15 protein-coding genes and 1 pseudogene are annotated in these 16746 nt (G+C 67.0%); 13 read left to right on the top strand and 3 right to left on the bottom strand.

Annotated features, from left to right (window positions below):
• On the top strand, nucleotides 1–208 hold a 208-nt coding region (locus JHD82_RS25785), incomplete at its 5' end, for a hypothetical protein (protein WP_199139524.1).
• 127 nt (nucleotides 209–335) lie between these two features.
• On the opposite strand, the gene JHD82_RS25780 is transcribed toward JHD82_RS25785, so the two are convergent.
• The gene (locus JHD82_RS25780) at nucleotides 336–626 is read right to left on the bottom strand and encodes a hypothetical protein (RefSeq protein WP_197943342.1); all 291 of its coding nucleotides are present in this window, start codon (nucleotides 624–626) and stop codon (nucleotides 336–338) included.
• A gap of 83 nt (nucleotides 627–709) precedes the next feature.
• A complete protein-coding gene (locus tag JHD82_RS30335; protein ID WP_269848160.1) occupies nucleotides 710–841 on the bottom strand; it encodes a hypothetical protein in 132 nt (43 codons plus the stop codon).
• Between the two features lie 848 nt (nucleotides 842–1689).
• Here JHD82_RS30335 and dusA point away from each other — a divergent pair.
• The 3 genes from dusA to rsxB all read left to right on the top strand — a co-directional run bounded on the left by dusA (nucleotide 1690) and on the right by rsxB (nucleotide 4982).
• Nucleotides 1690–2700, top strand: a complete 1011-nt coding sequence (gene dusA / locus JHD82_RS25775) for a tRNA dihydrouridine(20/20a) synthase DusA (RefSeq protein ID WP_199139526.1) — start codon at nucleotides 1690–1692, stop codon at nucleotides 2698–2700.
• A gap of 168 nt (nucleotides 2701–2868) precedes the next feature.
• The gene (locus tag JHD82_RS25770; protein ID WP_199139522.1) at nucleotides 2869–4242 is read left to right on the top strand and encodes a polyhydroxyalkanoate depolymerase; all 1374 of its coding nucleotides are present in this window, start codon (nucleotides 2869–2871) and stop codon (nucleotides 4240–4242) included.
• Between the two features lie 23 nt (nucleotides 4243–4265).
• On the top strand, nucleotides 4266–4982 hold the full coding sequence (rsxB, locus tag JHD82_RS25765; RefSeq protein ID WP_199139520.1) for an electron transport complex subunit RsxB: 717 nt from the start codon (nucleotides 4266–4268) through the stop codon (nucleotides 4980–4982).
• A 108-nt stretch (nucleotides 4983–5090) separates the two neighbouring features.
• Here the strand turns inward: rsxB and JHD82_RS25760 are convergent, their stop codons facing one another.
• The gene (locus tag JHD82_RS25760; protein WP_199139518.1) at nucleotides 5091–6638 is read right to left on the bottom strand and encodes a methyl-accepting chemotaxis protein; all 1548 of its coding nucleotides are present in this window, start codon (nucleotides 6636–6638) and stop codon (nucleotides 5091–5093) included.
• A 188-nt stretch (nucleotides 6639–6826) separates the two neighbouring features.
• Here JHD82_RS25760 and dapC point away from each other — a divergent pair, with 188 nt between their 5' ends.
• From dapC to JHD82_RS25715, 9 genes and pseudogenes are all read left to right on the top strand, one after another.
• Nucleotides 6827–8032: a succinyldiaminopimelate transaminase gene (gene dapC / locus JHD82_RS25755; RefSeq protein ID WP_013802542.1), complete on the top strand. Its 1206-nt coding sequence runs from the start codon at nucleotides 6827–6829 to the stop codon at nucleotides 8030–8032.
• 51 nt (nucleotides 8033–8083) lie between these two features.
• A complete protein-coding gene (dapD, locus tag JHD82_RS25750) occupies nucleotides 8084–8908 on the top strand; it encodes a 2,3,4,5-tetrahydropyridine-2,6-dicarboxylate N-succinyltransferase (RefSeq protein WP_012205450.1) in 825 nt (274 codons plus the stop codon).
• Nucleotides 8909–9088: 180 nt separating this feature from the next.
• A complete protein-coding gene (locus JHD82_RS25745; RefSeq protein ID WP_012205449.1) occupies nucleotides 9089–10258 on the top strand; it encodes a PilT/PilU family type 4a pilus ATPase in 1170 nt (389 codons plus the stop codon).
• 86 nt (nucleotides 10259–10344) lie between these two features.
• A complete protein-coding gene (gene dapE / locus JHD82_RS25740; RefSeq protein ID WP_199139516.1) occupies nucleotides 10345–11505 on the top strand; it encodes a succinyl-diaminopimelate desuccinylase in 1161 nt (386 codons plus the stop codon).
• Between the two features lie 20 nt (nucleotides 11506–11525).
• Nucleotides 11526–12503 (top strand): 50S ribosomal protein L3 N(5)-glutamine methyltransferase, encoded by a 978-nt coding sequence (prmB, locus tag JHD82_RS25735; RefSeq protein WP_199139514.1) that lies wholly within the window; start codon nucleotides 11526–11528, stop codon nucleotides 12501–12503.
• 1 nt (nucleotide 12504) lies between these two features.
• The gene (locus JHD82_RS25730) at nucleotides 12505–13503 is read left to right on the top strand and encodes a LysR family transcriptional regulator (RefSeq protein ID WP_199139512.1); all 999 of its coding nucleotides are present in this window, start codon (nucleotides 12505–12507) and stop codon (nucleotides 13501–13503) included.
• A 176-nt stretch (nucleotides 13504–13679) separates the two neighbouring features.
• A complete protein-coding gene (locus JHD82_RS25725; RefSeq protein WP_199139510.1) occupies nucleotides 13680–15278 on the top strand; it encodes an AMP-binding protein in 1599 nt (532 codons plus the stop codon).
• Between the two features lies 1 nt (nucleotide 15279).
• Complete coding sequence (locus JHD82_RS25720) at nucleotides 15280–16503, top strand: acyl-CoA dehydrogenase family protein (protein WP_199139509.1); 1224 nt, start codon at nucleotides 15280–15282, stop codon at nucleotides 16501–16503.
• Between the two features lie 41 nt (nucleotides 16504–16544).
• Nucleotides 16545–16746, top strand: a pseudogene (locus JHD82_RS25715) (tripartite tricarboxylate transporter substrate binding protein); the annotation flags it as partial.

Here is a 16746-nt window from a genome sequence, read left to right as displayed (position 1 = left end):
CCCCCCCCCCCCCCCCCCCCCCCCCCCCCCCCCCCCCCCCCCCCCCCCCCCCCCCCCCCCCCCCCCCCCCCCCCCCCCCCCCCCCCCCCCCCCCCCCCCCCCCCCCCCCCCCTTTTTTAATGATACGCCGACCACCGAGATCTACACTGTTCGCATTTCGTCGGCAGCGTCAGATGTGTATAAGAGACAGACCCAATATTCCATATAAAATCCAAAATGAGATCAGTTAACTGAAGGCATAACAATAAAAATCAGCGCAGCACTTAATCAAGACATCAAGCCAATATACGTCATTAATTTCAACAACTCGCGCACCAAAATAATAGTTGCATTTACTACTTTAGTCGATAGCGCAACACCGGCTTACGCGCCGGCAACTCTGTGAGCCGGCTCTCCACCTGCCCCTCACGCACCAGGTACAGCAGTGCCCAATCGATTTCCCCTTTTCTGCGCCCCAGGGCCAGGACCAGCTCGGAATGGAAGAACCAGCGCCCGGAGGCCTGGCGCAGAAACCGCAGCAGCACGTCGGTGCCACTGCCCGGGCGGATGACGCCCGCAGGACGCGGGTTGTTGTGCCGCGCCCCCTCCTCGTGCCAGCCCTCCAGCTGGCCAGCCATCCAGTCCATGCAGGTCAAGCGGTGCCACCTTCTTCTTTTTGCGTGTCGTCGCGGTTCGTGTGCGCGGCCTTGGTTTCCAAGATGGTCCTCTTTCAAAAATCCAGAATCGGCGTGGCGTTGAGCAGGCCCAGCGCCCACAGCACAGCGGCTCGGTCGCGGGCATCGATGTTCGGGGCGTAGGCCAGCGCGCGCCATGCCAGGACCTGGCGCAGATGCGCGACCATGAACGTGGCTTCCTTGCGTGAGGCGGGCGCAGGCCCTTGGTCCAGCCAGGAATGGCAGGCGGCGCAGCCCCAGGCGCTGTAGTGGTCGTCGGCCTTCCTGCGCTCCCCCTTCCCGTGGATGATGCCCGGCCGTCGCGGCTGGCGAAGTGCTCCAGCAGCCTGGCCTCTTCCTCGGGCAGCAGCCGGCGCGAGCGCTGAGCCGGCTTGGCAATCACTCGCGTGCGTAGTAGTTCGGACTTGGCGCGGTGCAGCACATGCAGCGGCGCATCGATGCCGCGCGCGGCCGAAGCATGCAGGAAGACCTGGCGCAGCCACACCATGTCATTGAGCGCGGTGGCGGGGCTGGCCTCGCCTTCCGTGCGCCGCTTCTTGATGTAGCCCATCAGGTCCTGCACCGTGAGCTTGGTGGCCTGAAGGTCAGCCAGGCCAGAGGCCTGCAGCCGCGCGATGTCGGCCTTTTTGCTACGGCCCCACTCAGTCACGTTTTCGGCCGCACTGACATAATCCCGCAGTGGCTCCCCCACTGAAATTTTCTTGTGCACAGCCTGGCAGGAAGCGCGCTCCTGGTCCATTTCGTACTCGCGCCTGCGCAGCCACTCGTTGGCCAGCACTTTCCGACGGTAGGTCTGGCTTTCGCGGTGGACGAACATGCCGTTCTCCATCATCCGGATCTGTGCGGTGCAGGCAAGCGAGCAAGCAAGCCGTGCGCGCGCTTGCGTGAAGTGATGCTCCCATCTGTTTTGCTACAGATGAAGGATGTAGCAAAGCCAGCGAGAAAATCAGCAAAAACGGGGTTGAATGGCGAAGAATCAGGCAACGACGCCAGAGCAAAAAACCCAATCAGATCAATGACAAACGTAGAAAATCAAGCACCTACCAACATGTGGCGCATGTCCGTTGCGCCCATGATGGACTGGACCGACAAACACTGCCGCTACCTGCACCGACTTCTGAGCCGCCACACCTTGCTCTACACAGAGATGGTGACGACGGGCGCTCTGCTGCACGGTGATGTGCCGCGGCATCTGCGTTTCGAGGCCGAGGAGCATCCGGTGGCGCTGCAACTCGGCGGCAGCGAGCCTTCCGATCTGGCGCAGGCCGCGCGGCTAGGGGCGCAGTGGGGGTATGACGAGATCAACCTCAATTGCGGCTGCCCCAGCGAGCGGGTGCAGCGCGGCGCATTTGGCGCCTGCCTGATGAACGAGGCGCCGCTGGTGGCCGATTGCGTGAAGGCGATGGTGGATGTGGTGGATGTGCCCGTCACGGTAAAGCACCGCATTGGCATCGACAAGGATGAGAGCTACGAGTTCGTGCGCGATTTCGTGGGCACGGTGGCGGATGCGGGCTGCCGCGTGTTCATCGTGCATGCCCGCAATGCCTGGCTCAAGGGCCTGTCGCCCAAGGAAAATCGCGAGATCCCGCCGCTGCGCTACGAGATCGTGGCCCGGCTCAAGCAGGATTTTCCGGAACTGACCATTGCCATCAACGGCGGCATCAAGGCCGATGCCACGGTGCAGGAACTGCTGCAGCAGGTCGATGGCGTGATGGTGGGCCGCGAGGCCTATCACAACCCCTGGTGGCTGGCCTCGTGGGATGCGCTGTACTACGGCGATGCGAGCGTGGAGCACACGCGCGAGTCCATCGAGGAGCAGATGGTGGCGTATATGGAGCGCGAGGCGCGCACGCATGGCACGCACTGGTACTCCATCGCGCGGCATATGTTGGGGTTGCGCAACGGGCTGGCGGGGGCGCGCCGCTGGCGCCAGGTGTGGAGCAATCACCAGTTCAAGCAATTGCCGCCTTCAGAGGTGATGCGGCTTGCGCGCACCAAACCGGCCGAGGCGGCGCTTGCCGCCTAGCGCGGGGGACTGCATTGCAGGATGGCCAGGGCTGAGGCGGCCGCTCGCCCAGGCCTATCGGTAAAAACTATCACTTACGCGACAGCATCAAAGGGGTTTTACTACCAATTTTCTTAGCTTGCTGCTGATATATTGCACTGCAACATATCCAAACAACCCCTTGTATCCATGCTCTATCAGCTCTACGAAATCCAGCGCGCCATGGTCGAGCCCTTTGCCGATTTCGCGCAAGCTGCAGCCAAGCTCTACAGCAACCCCCACTCCTTGCTGAGCCAAGGTCCGATGTCCCAGCGCATGGCCGCCGGGTTCGATCTGTTCTACCGCCTTGGCAAGGATTACGAGAAGCCCGAATTCAACCTGCACAGTGTGGATGTGGGCGGCGTTGACGTGACCATCCGCGAGCGCGTCGAAGTGGACAAGCCGTTTTGCGAGCTGCGCCGCTTCAAGCGCTTCTCCGACGACACCGATACGCTGCAGACCATGCTGAGCCAGCCCGTGGTGCTGATCGTGGCGCCGCTGTCGGGCCACTACGCCACGCTGCTGCGCGATACAGTGCAAAGCATGCTGGGCGACCACAAGGTCTACATCACCGACTGGAAGAACGCCCGCCTGGTGCCCCTGGCCGATGGCGAGTTCCACCTCGACGACTACGTGAACTATGTGCAGGAGTTCATCCGCTACCTGCAGGGCAAGTACGGCCAGTGCCACGTGGTCAGCGTGTGCCAGCCCACGGTGCCGGTGCTGGCTGCCGTGTCGCTGATGGCCAGCCGTGGCGAGACGCCCCCGCTGTCCATGACCATGATGGGCGGCCCCATCGACGCGCGCCGCTCGCCGACCTCGGTGAACAACCTGGCGCAGAACCGCAGCTTCGAGTGGTTCGAGAACAACGTGATCTACCGCGTGCCCGAAGGCTATCCGGGCGTGGGTCGCCGCGTGTACCCGGGCTTCCTGCAGTACTCGGGCTTCGTGGCCATGAATCCGGACCGCCACGCCAAGAGCCACTACGACTACTTCAAGGACCTGATCAAGGGTGACGACGCCAGCGCCGAGCATCACCGCAAGTTCTATGACGAGTACAACGCCGTGCTCGACATGGATGCCGACTACTACCTCGAGACCATCGCCACGGTGTTCCAGGACTACAAGCTGGTCCATGGCACCTGGGAAGTGCGTTCGCCCGAAGGCCAGGCCGAGCTGGTGCGCCCGCAGGACATCAAGGGCAGCGCCCTGCTGACCGTCGAAGGCGAGCTGGACGACATCTCCGGCTCGGGCCAGACGCGTGCAGCGCACGATCTGTGCACGGGCATCGCGGCCGATCAGCGCAAGCACCTTGAAGTGCCGGGCGCCGGACACTACGGGATTTTCAGCGGCAGGCGCTGGAGAGAGATCGTCTACCCCCAGGTGCGCGAGTTCATCAGTGCCCACCAGCCCGAAAGCGCCACGGCCGCCAGCGCGGCAGGTCACACCAGCAGCCTGAGCGATGACGCGCCCTCGGCCACCGAGCAGCCGCGCAAGCGCGGTGCCAAGGTGCAGGCAGGCTGAGCACCGAGCAAGCCCGGCACGCCATGTCCGCCTTCGCAATCCTTGCCCGCGACGATCTGGCAGCACGCATAGACGCGGCGCTGCCGCAGACGCAGTGCACGCGTTGCGGCTACCCCGACTGCGCCAGCTATGCCCAGGCCGTGGCCTCGGGCGAGGCCGGCATCAACCAGTGCCCCCCCGGGGGCGCTGCGGGAGTGGAGAGGCTGGCTGCACTGACGGGCCGGCCCGCTGTCCCACTGAGCGCCGAGCACGGCACGGAAGCCCCGCGCACCGTGGCCGTGATCGACGAGGCATGGTGCATCGGTTGCACCCTGTGCATCAAGGCCTGCCCCACGGATGCCATCCTGGGCGCCAACAAGTTCATGCATACGGTGATCGCCGCCCACTGCACGGGCTGCGAGCTGTGCATCCCCGTCTGTCCCGTGGACTGTATCGAGCTGCACAACGCCAGCGGCCCGGCCACAGGCTGGTCTGCCTGGAGCCCCCAGCAGGCCGAGCATGCGCGCCAGCGCTATGTGCTGCGCCGAGAGCGTGAACAGGAGCGCGAGCGCCTGGGTGCCGCCCGGGCGCAGACGCCTCTTGCATTGGGGGAGCAGGAAATGGCCGACGACGCCAGCCCTTCCACGCCCTGCCCGGCGCCCCCCCTGGCGACCGACAGCAAGCAAGCCACCATCGCAGCCATCCTGGCCCGCGCACGCGCCCAGCGTGCGGGTGGCGCCTCAACGCCCAAAGGGCATTGAGTGGATGTGGGCGGGCAGCGAGACCCGCCTACGCCCGCCAGTACAAGCCTATGGATGCCCATAGATGGCCATAGACCGCCATAGGCACCCACGCAGGCCGTGGCAGGCCTACGCAGCCAGCGCCAGGCTCTTGTAGACCCCGCAACCCCAGTACAGCCCGCCATGCTTGCAGACGAAGGACATCTTGGTCTGTACCTGTTGCGTGGCAGGGTTTCTGAAGTCGTACTCCACCCAGCCTGGGCCGCGCTCGGCCTGGGCAATGATGTCGGCCAGCAGCTGCTCACCCCGCACGCCTGGCAGCTCCTGCACGCGCACGCCCACACGCGCAGGGTTGCCGCCAAAGGCGCGGTAGCTGCCGTCGGCGGCCAGGGCGAACACGTACATATCGCGGTCATGGAAGGGCTGTCCGGGGTCGTTCACGGCGGCCAGCAGTGCTTCGGTGGCCACGCCGCGCCGCGCCAGGCCCAGGGCCGACTCGACCAGGGCCACGGCTTCCTCCGCCGTGCCCTGCTGCAGCCGAAAGCGCGACACCGCCCCTGACAGCATCTGCGCGCGCTGCTGCAGCGCGCGTGCCTGGTCCAGCGCGTGGCCCACCATCTGCGCGTTGTGCTGGGTGATCTCGTCGATCTGGTGCACGGCGCGGCTGATCTCGGCCAGGCCCGTGCTCTGGTTGCCCGTGGACTGCGACAGCTCGCCCATGTGCTCGGCCACCTGGCGGATGCCTTCGGTCACGCGCTCCATGCCACGCCCGGCCGTGCGGATCAACTCGGTGCTGTGCTCCACCTGGGTCAGCGCATCGCCAATCAGGTGGCGAATCTCGCGCGCCGCCTCCGCCGAGCGGCCGGCCAGGGAGCGCACCTCGCTGGCCACCACGGCAAAGCCCCGGCCCTGCTCGCCAGCCCGTGCAGCCTCCACGGCGGCGTTGAGCGCGAGGATATTGGTCTGGAAAGCAATGCCGTCGATCACGCCGATGATCTCCCGCATGCGCCCGGCGCTGTTCTCAATGGTCTCCACCGACTCCACGGCGCGGCCCATGGCCACCACGCCTTCATCGGCGGCGCCGCGCACGGCGCTGGCCTGGTGGTGGACCACGCCCACCACATCGGCGTTGTGCTGCACGGCGCTGCTCAACTGCTCCACGCTGACCACGGTCTGGGCCAGGTTGATGGCCTGCAGCTCGGTGCGATCGGACAGCGCCTGGTGCTCGTTCACCAATTGCTGCCCGGCCTGCGCCACCAGGGCCGCGTTGCTGCGCACATCGGCCACCATGCCCGACAGCGAGGTGACCATGCCTCCCAGCAACGCCTTGGGCGTCTGGACAGCACCAGCGCCCTCCTGCGAGGCGGCCGCCTCCACGGTCACGCGCTGGCTCAGGTCGCCCTGGGCGATGCCCTGCATGGCCTGCTGCAGCAATTCCCGCTCGCCGATCACCCGCGACCAAAGCCTGTGCATGCCGCCCAGCAGCAGTCCGGCCCACAGCAGCAAGGCTCCCCAAACCCAGGGGCCCATGCCCGCCGAGCCGGCCACCAGCGCTAGCAGCGCCAGAAGCGGCCCCGCCAATGCCCACACGGCGCATACAAGGAAGCCGCCCCCGGGGCCGGATGTATGCTTACGATGCCTGTTTCCCACTTTTTCCATGCCAGCGCCTGCCTGCATAGCTGATTGCCTCTCTAGTCATTGGTATCTGGAATTCACCGTTCACGAGGCCCCGCCACACGAGATGGCATGGCCCCAGTCGAGACCATGCCAGAATAGGTAACAGAATGCAAAAAAGCCAGCGTGCAGACCCGCAGTCCCCTGTGGCAACGGCATGCCGAAAGCGCATCAATCCATAATGCGAGCCCATGAATCCCCTGCTCTCCCGACTCCAGCCCTACCCGTTTGAGCGTCTTCGCAAACTGTTCGCCGGGGTCCAGCCACCGGCGGGCGTGCGCCCCATCAGCCTTGGCATCGGAGAGCCCCGCCATGCCACGCCGGCGTTCATCGAACAGGCGCTGAGCGCCGACCTCGGCGGCCTGGCCAAGTACCCCGCCACGGCGGGCGAGCCCGCGCTGCGCGAGGCCTGCGCCCAATGGGCTCGCCAGCGCTATGGCATTGCCCTGGACGCCGCCACCCAGGTGCTGCCCGTCAACGGCTCGCGCGAGGCACTGTTTGCCTTCACCCAGGTGGTGGTGGATGCCAGCCAGGACGGCGCGCGCGTGATCTGCCCCAACCCGTTCTATCAAATCTACGAAGGCGCCACCCTGCTGGCCGGCGCCCAGCCGTACTACGCGCCCAGCGACGCCGCGCGCAACTTCGCAGTGGACTGGGACAGCGTGCCCGCCGACGTGTGGGAAAAGACCCAGCTGATCTTCGTTTGCTCGCCCGGCAACCCCACGGGCGCGGTGATGCCGCTGGCCGAGTGGGAAAAGCTGTTTGCCCTGTCCGACCGCTACGGCTTCGTGATTGCCAGCGACGAGTGCTACAGCGAGATCTATTTCGACGGCACCGCCCCCCTGGGCGGCCTGGAAGCCGCGCAGCGCCTGGGCCGCACGGACTACAAAAACCTGCTGATGTTCACCAGCCTGTCCAAGCGCAGCAATGTGCCCGGCCTGCGCAGCGGTTTCGTGGCGGGCGATGCGGCCCTGATCAAGGCCTTTTTGCTGTACCGCACCTACCACGGCGGCGCCATGAGCCCCGTGGTGCAGACGGCCAGCATGGCGGCCTGGGCCGACGAGGCCCATGTCGAGGAAAACCGCCGCCTGTACCGCGAAAAGTTCAACCAGGTCACGCCCGTGCTGGCGCGCGTGATGGATGTGCGCCTGCCCGACGCAAGCTTCTACCTGTGGGCCGGCATTCCCGAATCGCTGGGCCTGGACGACGCCGACTTTGCACGCGAGCTGTATGCCGCCACCGGCGTGACCGTGCTGCCCGGCAGCTACCTGGCGCGCGAGGCCAATGGCCGCAACCCCGGTGCCGGGCGCGTGCGCATGGCCCTGGTGGCCGAGACCGCAGAATGCCTGGAAGCCGCCCAGCGCATTGCACAGTTCATAGAATCGCGCCAGCGCTGAGACAGCCCTGCGCTCCCCTTTCCTCACAAACCCTTTGATCACCAAAGCCATATGACGCAACAGCTGCAATCCATCATCGACACCGCCTGGGACAACCGTGCCAGCCTCTCCCCCGCTGCCGCCCCCAAGGAAGTGACCGAGGCCGTGGACCACGTGATCGAAGCCCTGAACAACGGCCAGCTGCGCGTGGCCACGCGCGAAGGCGTGGGCCAGTGGACCGTGCACCAGTGGATCAAGAAGGCCGTGCTGCTGTCCTTCCGCCTCAAGGACAACGTGCTGATGCAGTCCGGCGACCTGAACTTCTTCGACAAGGTGCCCACCAAGTTCGCCGGCATGACCGAGGCCGAGATCGCCGCCACCGGCGTGCGCGTGGTGCCCCCGGCCGTGGCCCGCCGCGGCAGCTTCGTGGCCAAGGGCGCGATCCTGATGCCTTCCTACGTGAACATCGGCGCCTATGTGGATGAAGGCACCATGGTCGACACCTGGGCCACCGTGGGCTCCTGCGCCCAGGTCGGCAAGAACGTGCACCTGTCCGGCGGCGTGGGCCTGGGCGGCGTGCTGGAGCCGCTGCAGGCCAACCCGACCATCATCGAGGACAACTGCTTCATCGGCGCGCGTTCCGAGATCGTCGAAGGCGTGATCGTGGAAGAGAACTCCGTGATCTCCATGGGCGTGTACATCGGCCAGTCCACCCCCATCTATGACCGTGCGACCGGCGAGACCAGCTATGGCCGCGTGCCTGCCGGCTCGGTGGTGGTGTCGGGCAACCTGCCCAAGGACAACGGCCGCTACAGCATGTACGCCGCCATCATCGTCAAGAAGGTCGATGCCAAGACCCGCTCCACCACGAGCCTGAACGACCTGCTGCGCGATTGATCCGCATCCGCACCGCGCCAAAGGCGTGGTTGCGGCGCCCAAACATCCCCTGTTCAGGGGATGGAGCAAGGCATACTCTCGAGGGCGTCCCCGGCCACCAGGCAGCGGACGCCCGTTTCACGTCACAAGAGCGTGCAGACGATCCAAGAACAGCGGCAGTACACGAATTTGGGGGAAAACATGGGCACGATGGAGAGGATTTTGCGCCTGATGGGCGAGAAGCAGGCGTCCGACGTCTACCTGGCGGTCAACGCGCCGGCGCTGATCAAGATCAACGGCGAATGCGTGCCCATCAACAACCAGCTGCTGCCGCCCGACGCGCCGCGCAGCCTGCTGGCCGAGATCGTGCCGGCCGAGCGCCTGCAGGAGCTGGACGAAACGGGCGAGCTCAACATGGGCGTGCCGCTGCGCGGCGTGGGGCGTTTTCGCGTCAGCGCCATGCACCAGCGCGGCAGCTGCGCCGTGGTGATCCGCTTCATCGCCCAGCACATTCCGGCCATGGACACGCTGAACCTGCCGCCCGTGCTGGGCGAGCTGATCATGCAAAAGCGCGGCCTGCTGCTGGTCGTGGGCTCCACGGGCTCGGGCAAGAGCACGACGCTGGCCTCGATGATCGATGCGCGCAACGAAAAGCTCACGGGCCACATCCTCACCATCGAGGACCCCATCGAATACCAGTTCCGCAACAAGCGCTCCATTGTCAACCAGCGCGAAGTGGGCTCGGACACGGCATCGCTGCAGATCGCGCTCAAGAACGCGCTGCGCCAGGCGCCCGACGTGATCCTGATCGGCGAAATCCGCGACCGCGAGACCATGTCCTCGGCCATGGGCTTTGCGCAGTCGGGCCACCTGTGCCTGGCCACGCTGCACGCCAACAACAGCTACCACGCGCTCAACCGCATCCTGTCCTTCTTCCCCGAGGAAATCCGCCCCACCATGCTGGGCGAGCTGTCGGCAGCGCTCAAGGGCGTGATCTCCCAGCGCCTGGTGCGCACCGTGGACGGCGGCCGCATGCCGGCCGTCGAGGTCATGCTCAACACCAAGCTGATCGCCGACCTGATCGAGCGCGGCAACTTTTCGGGCGTCAAGGAGGCCATGGAAAAATCCATGGCCGAAGGCTCGCAGACCTTTGAAGAGGCGCTGGCGCAGCTGGTCCGCTCCGGCCGCATCGACCGCGCCGAAGCCCTGGCCTTCGCCGATTCGCCCACCAACCTGATGTGGCGCCTGGAAAACGACGTGGTCAAGGCCAGCCATGCCGCGCCGTCCAGCCAGTTCGCCGAACTGGCCACGCCCGGCGAGGACGACATGCCCTCGTTCACGGAAATCATGCTGGAAGTCAAGCCGAACTGATCGACTGGCCCCGCAGCGTTCACAATGTCGGAGCACGCTGGCGGCAGCCGGCCCTCCGACTTTTTTGTTTTTTGATTCCACCCACCATGTCCCGCACCCTGCAACTGACCGAGCAGCTGATCAGCCTGCCCTCCGTCACTCCCGAAGACGCCGGCTGCCTCGAACTCCTGGCCGATGCCCTGCAGCCCATGGGCTTTGCCTGCGAGCGCATCGACAGCGGCCCCGACAGCTTTCGCGTGCGCAACCTCTGGGCCCGGCGCTCCGGGACAGGCGCCGACCGGCCCGTGCTGGTCTTTGCCGGCCATACCGACGTGGTGCCCACCGGCCCGCTGGAGCAGTGGAGCAGCCCGCCCTTCGTGCCCACGCACCGCGACGGCAAGCTGTACGGCCGCGGCGCCAGCGACATGAAGACCTCCATCGCCGCCTTCGTCGTGGCGCTGGAGGAATTCCTGGCCGAGACACCGGCTCCCTCCTTCGACATTGCCCTGCTGCTGACCAGCGACGAGGAAGGCCCCTCGGTGGACGGCACCAAGGTCGTGGTCGAGCTGCTGCGCGAGCGCGGCGAGCGCCTGGACTGGTGCATCGTCGGCGAGCCCACTTCGGTGGAGCGCACGGGCGACATGATCAAGAACGGACGCCGGGGCACCATGAGCGGTCGCCTCACGGTCAAGGGCATCCAGGGCCACATCGCCTACCCGCAGCTGGCGCGCAACCCCGTCCACCAGGCCCTGCCGGCCCTGGCCGAACTGGCTGCCACGCGCTGGGACGAGGGCAATGCCTTCTTCCCGCCCACCAGCTGGCAGATCAGCAACATGCATGGCGGCACGGGCGCGTCCAACGTCATTCCCGGCCATGTGACCATCGACTTCAACTTCCGCTTCTGCACCGAGTCCACGGCCGAATCGCTGCAGCAGCGCGTGCACGCCGTGCTGGACCGCCACGGGCTGGAGTACGAGCTGGCCTGGACCATTGGCGGCCAGCCCTTCCTGACCACGCCGGGCACGCTGGTGAGCGCAGTGCAGGCGGCCATCCGCGCCGAGACCGGCCTGGAGACCGAGCTGTCCACCACGGGCGGCACCAGCGACGGCCGCTTCATCGCCCAGATCTGCAGCCAGGTCGTGGAAGTGGGCCCGCCCAACGCCAGCATCCACAAGATCGACGAGCACATCGTGGTGGCCGACATCGAGCCCATCAAGAACATTTACCGCCGCACGCTCCAGGAGCTGCAGCGCCAGCAGGCCGTCTGAACGCGACCAAGGAGCCGACGATGACATCCGCCCCCACCCCTGCCAATATTCCCGCCATCTCGGGCAGCAACATCGCCGACCTCGTAGCCTCGGGCGCCGCAGCGCTCACGGCGGCCGGCGTGGCCTTTGGCCACGGCACGGCCACGGCCGAAGACGAAGCGGCCTGGCTCACGCTGTGGAAGCTGGGCCTGCCGCTGGACAGCGAACTGGCACCCGGCGCGCCCGAATCCCTGGCCGACCAGGCCGTCAGCGCCCAGCAGCAGGCCGAAGTGGCCGAGCTGTTCGCAGAGCGCATCCGAACGCGCAAGCCCGCCGCCTACCTCACGCGCGAGGCCTGGCTGCAGGGCGTGCCCTTCTACGTGGACGAGCGCGCCATCGTGCCGCGCAGCTTCATTGCCGAGCTGCTGGCCGACGGCAGCATCGACGGCTGGCTGTCCGACCGCACGCGCCGCGTGCTGGACCTGTGCACCGGCAACGGCAGCCTCGCCTGCCTGGCCGCCATGGCCTGGCCCGAGGTCGAGGTCACGGGCGCCGACATCTCGGCAGACGCGCTGGCCGTGGCGCGCATCAACGTGGACCGCCATGAACTCGCCGAGCGCGTGCAATTGCTGGAGAGCGACGGACTGGCCGCCCTTCCCGGCCCCTGGGACCTGGTGCTGTGCAACCCGCCCTATGTGAATGCCGACAGCATGTCGCGCCTGCCCGCCGAATACCAGGCCGAGCCCGAACTGGCGCTGGCCGGCGGCGCTGACGGCATGGACTTCGTCCGCCGCCTGCTGCTGGACCTGCCTTCACGTCTGGCCAAGGAAGGCGTGGTCGTGCTGGAAATCGGCAATGAAAAGGACTTCTTCGAAGCCGCCTTCCCCGACCTGCCCGTGTTCTGGCTGGACACCAGCTCGGGCGACGAGCAGGTGCTGCTGATCACCCAGGAGGCACTGCGCGCCTGGACCGAAGGCGACATCGAGGCCCTGCGCCCCACCTACCGCCCCCTGGGCTGAGATGGACCTGCGGGCGCTGCGCTACTTCATCGCGGTGCTGGAGGCGGGCAGCCTCTCGCGCGCCGCGCACTCGCTGTACGTGGCCCAGCCCGCGCTCACGGCGCAGATCAAGAAGCTGGAAGGCGAGCTGGGCGCCCAGTTGCTGGAGCGCAGCCACGCCGGCGTGACTCCCACGCCGGCCGGCGCCCAGCTGTACGAGGACGCACGCCGCCTGCTGTCCGACGCCGATGCGATGCGCGAGCGCATACAGCGCCTGCCCCAGGGCCCCGAAGGCTCGGTCACCATCGCCTTGCCCTTTTTGCTGACCAGCCTGCTGGCCGGCCCCGTGATCGCCAGCCTGCGCAACAGCCACCCGCGCATACGCATCTTCGTGCTCGACGACCTCAGCCTCATGGTGCAAAAAGCCATGCTGGACCGGCGCGCAGACCTGGCCATTCTTGTGGACACGGCCAGCCTGCACGACATGCAGGTGCAGCCCATGGCCGAGGAATCCATCTACGTCTGCGGCCAGGACGTCGACGGCAGCGTGGCCCCGCTGCTGCGCCCCGCGCCGGACGGCGGCCTGCCTCACATGGACTTTGCCCACGCCTGCCAGCTGCCGCTGGTGCTGCAGTCGCGGCGCTTTTCCATCCGCCAGACCGTGGAGGCCGCGGCCGACGCGCGCAACCTGCGGCTGAACATCGTCCACGAACACGATTCCGCCCGCGTCATCCGCTCGCTCTACCACTGCGGCGCGGGCTTCACCTTCACGCCCGCCTGTTCACTGAGCGATGCGCCCGCCTGGCTGCGCGAGGAAGCCAAGGCTGCGCCCACGGCCATCCAGCACGGCTGGATCGTGGCCCAGGTCACGGCGCCCGAACTGCTGCGCCGCTACTTCCTGGCCGTGCAGGCCAACCGCAGCAGCGATCCGGCGCTGCAGGTAGTCCAGCAGGCGCTGATGGCACAGGCCCGGCAACTCATCACGGCCGGCATCTGGCAGGCACGCTGGCAGCAGGCATGACGGCATGACCGCAGGGGTCTGGGCACGGGGTCATCAGCAAATACCGCAAGGGTTGATCTGGACATCAATTTTTCTGATGCGCCTGAATCACTAAACGGTATTTCCCCGCTCCAGGCCTCTTCTGGAACAGTGCATGGCACGCCGCGCAAAACGCGCGGCTTCAGCCAAGGAATGCCATGCACGAGACATCCCGGCCCACCGCAGGCCACACCCATTCCCACTCCCTTCCCATCCCCAATGTCGGCGAACTGGTCGCGCGCAGTTGCAGGGCCCACGGCGTGCAGCCGGCCGTGACCAGCGCCGCGCGCAGCATCAGCTATGCCGAGCTGGAACAGCGCTCCAACCGCCTGGCGAACGCCCTGCTTGCCCAGGGCCTGGCCCGTGGCGACCGCGTGGGCATCTACCTGCCCAACTGCGTGGAAATCGTGGAGATCGAGATCGCCTGCTACAAGGCCGGGCTCATCAAGGCGCCCTTCAACGCACGCCTTTCGCCGCGCGAAGTGGGCGATATCGCGGCCAACAGCGATGCCGCCGTCATCGTGACCACCGCAGCGCGCGCCGAGGCCTTCAAGCCGCACCTGCAGTCTGCCGACGTGCGCCTGCTGCTGCTGGACGGCCCCGCCGGCGAAAGCTACGAGGCCCTGCTCGCCCGCGCCAGCGACCGCTTCCAGCCCGTGGCCGTGCAGGAGCACGAGGTGGCCGTGCTCCACTACACCTCGGGTTCATCGGGCGTGCTCAAGGCCGCCATGCAGACCTTCGGCAACCGCCTGGCCCAGCTGCGCAAATTCCTGATGCGCGGCGAGGGCATGCAGGCCGGCCACGTGCTGGGACTGGTCGGTCCGGTCACGCACGCCTCGGGCATGCAGATGGTGCCGGCGCTGTGCACGGGAGCCACCATCCACCTGTTCTCGGGCTTCGAGCCGGGCGCCTTCATGGCCGAGATGCAGGCGCGGCGCGTCACCCATACCTTCATGGTGCCCACCATGATCAACATGCTGCTGGCCGAGATCGGCGGCCGCTACCGCCCCCTGCCCGACCTGCTGCGCCTGGGTTACGGCGCAGCGCCCATGGCGCCGGCACGCATCCTGCAGGCCATGGACGTGTTCGGCCCCATCCTGTCGCAGGGCTATGGCGCGGGCGAGACCACCTCCGGTGTCTGCGGCCTGACGGTGCAGGACCACCTGCAGGCGCGCGCATCGCGCCCCGAGCGGCTGGCTTCCTGCGGCCGGCCCTTCCTGGAATCCCTGGTCGAGGTGCTGGACGACGAGGGCCGCCCGGTGCCCGAGGGCGAGATCGGCGAGATCGTGGTCAGCGGCGCCGATGTCTTTGCAGGCTACTGGCGCGCGCCCGAGCTGACGGCCGAGGTGCTCAGGAACGGCCGCTACCACACGGGCGATCTGGCCCGCATGGACGAGCAGGGCTTTGTCTACATCGTGGACCGCAAGAAGGACATGGTCATCAGCGGAGGCTTCAACGTCTATCCGTCCGAGGTGGAGTCCGTGCTCTACGAACATGCCTCGGTGGCCGATGCCTGCGTGTTCGCCATCCCCGACGACAAATGGGGTGAGGCCGTGGCCGCCCACATCGTGCTCAAGCCCGGCCTGGCCGGCGACAGTGCCGCGCTGGACAGCTTCTGCGCCGAGCGCCTGGGCGGCTTCAAGCGCCCGCGCCACATCGAATTCGTGCAGCAGTTGCCCAAGAACCCCAACGGCAAGGTCATGCGCCGCGCCGTGCAGGCGCCCTACTGGGCCAACCACGCCCGTAAGGTGAACTGAGATGAACGCCAAAGACACTCTCCCCGCCGCCAACGCTGCCCTGCTGGAAATGCCTTTTGAAGGCTCCGAGCGCGCAGCCGGCCTGATCGACGCGCTCAACGCCTTCATCCACGGCGAACTGGCCGACCTCGCCCGCGCGCATGGCGTGGACCATGAAAACAGCGCCTCCACCGAACTGCTGCGCCAGGTCTGGAAGCTGTCGCATGCGCGCGGCTTCTACGGCATGACCCTGCCCGAGGCCATGGGCGGCGCCGGCCTGTCCGTGCTCGACCAGGTGCTGGTCAAGGAGGCCATCTACGCCACGGGCTCGCCCTTCGCGCCCCATGTGCTGGGCGAACTCAGCGGCCCGCCGCGCATAGGCGCGCTGATCCGCAAGGCCACGCCTTTGCAGATGGAGCAGTTCATCCTGCCCGTGGCGCGCGCCGAGAAATCCATCTGCTTTGCACTGACCGAGGCAGCGGCCGGCTCGGACGCGGGCGCGCTGGAGACGCGCGCCGTGCTCGAAGGCGATCACTACGTGCTGCACGGCCGCAAGCGCTTCATCTCGGGCTCGCCGTTTGCCGACTTCGCCGTGCTCATGGCCTCGACCGCGCCCGAGGGCAGCCCGCAGCGCGAGATCAGCGCCTTCTTCGTGGACCTGCGTGCCCCGGGCGTGCAGGTGGTCAGCGGCTACAAGACCATGGCGGGGCAATCGAGCACGGGGGACATCGTGCTCGACGGCTGCCGCGTGCCCGCTGCCCAGTTGATCGGCGAGCCGGGCCGGGGCCTGGCCCTGGCGCTGGGCCGCATCACCGTCAACCGCCTGCTGCACTGCCCGGCCATGCTGGGCCTGGCCCAGGTGGCGCTGCGCGATGCGCGCGACTATGCGCTGGGGCGCCAGCAATTCGGCCGCAGCATTGCCCAGTTCCAGTCCATACAGCACATGCTGGCCGACATGGCCACCGAATGGATGGCCGCGCGCGCACTGATGGTGCAGACGGCCCGCGCCATCGACGCCGGCATCGATGCGCGCGCCCAGGCCTCGATGAGCAAGCTGTTCTGCTCGGAGACGGCGTTCCGCATCGCCGACCGCGCCGTGCAGATCCATGGCGGCGAAGGCATCGTCCAGGGCCGGCGCGTGGAATTCCTGTTCCGCATGCTGCGCATGTACCGCGTGCTCACGGGCACCAGCGAGATACAGCGCAACACCATCGCCAAGGAACTGCTGGAGCGGGCCGGCGCCTGAGGCCGGCCGGCATAGAAGCGAAAAGACAAGGAGACAACGCCATGCAAGACAATCCATCCCAAAGGCCGGACCGACGCCGATTCCTGCGCGCTGCGGGCGCCGCATCGCTTGCCGCAGGCCTGCCCTGGGCCACCACAGCCGCCACAGCCGCCACACATGACAGCGCCTGGCCCACGCGCCCCATCAAATGGGTGGTGCCCTACCTGGCCGGCACCAGCCCCGACACGGCCGCGCGCATCGTGG

The sequence above is a fragment of the Delftia sp. ASV31 genome (assembly GCF_016428765.1).
In the GTDB taxonomy this organism is placed as follows: Bacteria; Pseudomonadota; Gammaproteobacteria; order Burkholderiales; family Burkholderiaceae_C; genus Comamonas; species Comamonas acidovorans.
This window is presented reverse-complemented; position numbering and strand designations above follow the sequence as displayed.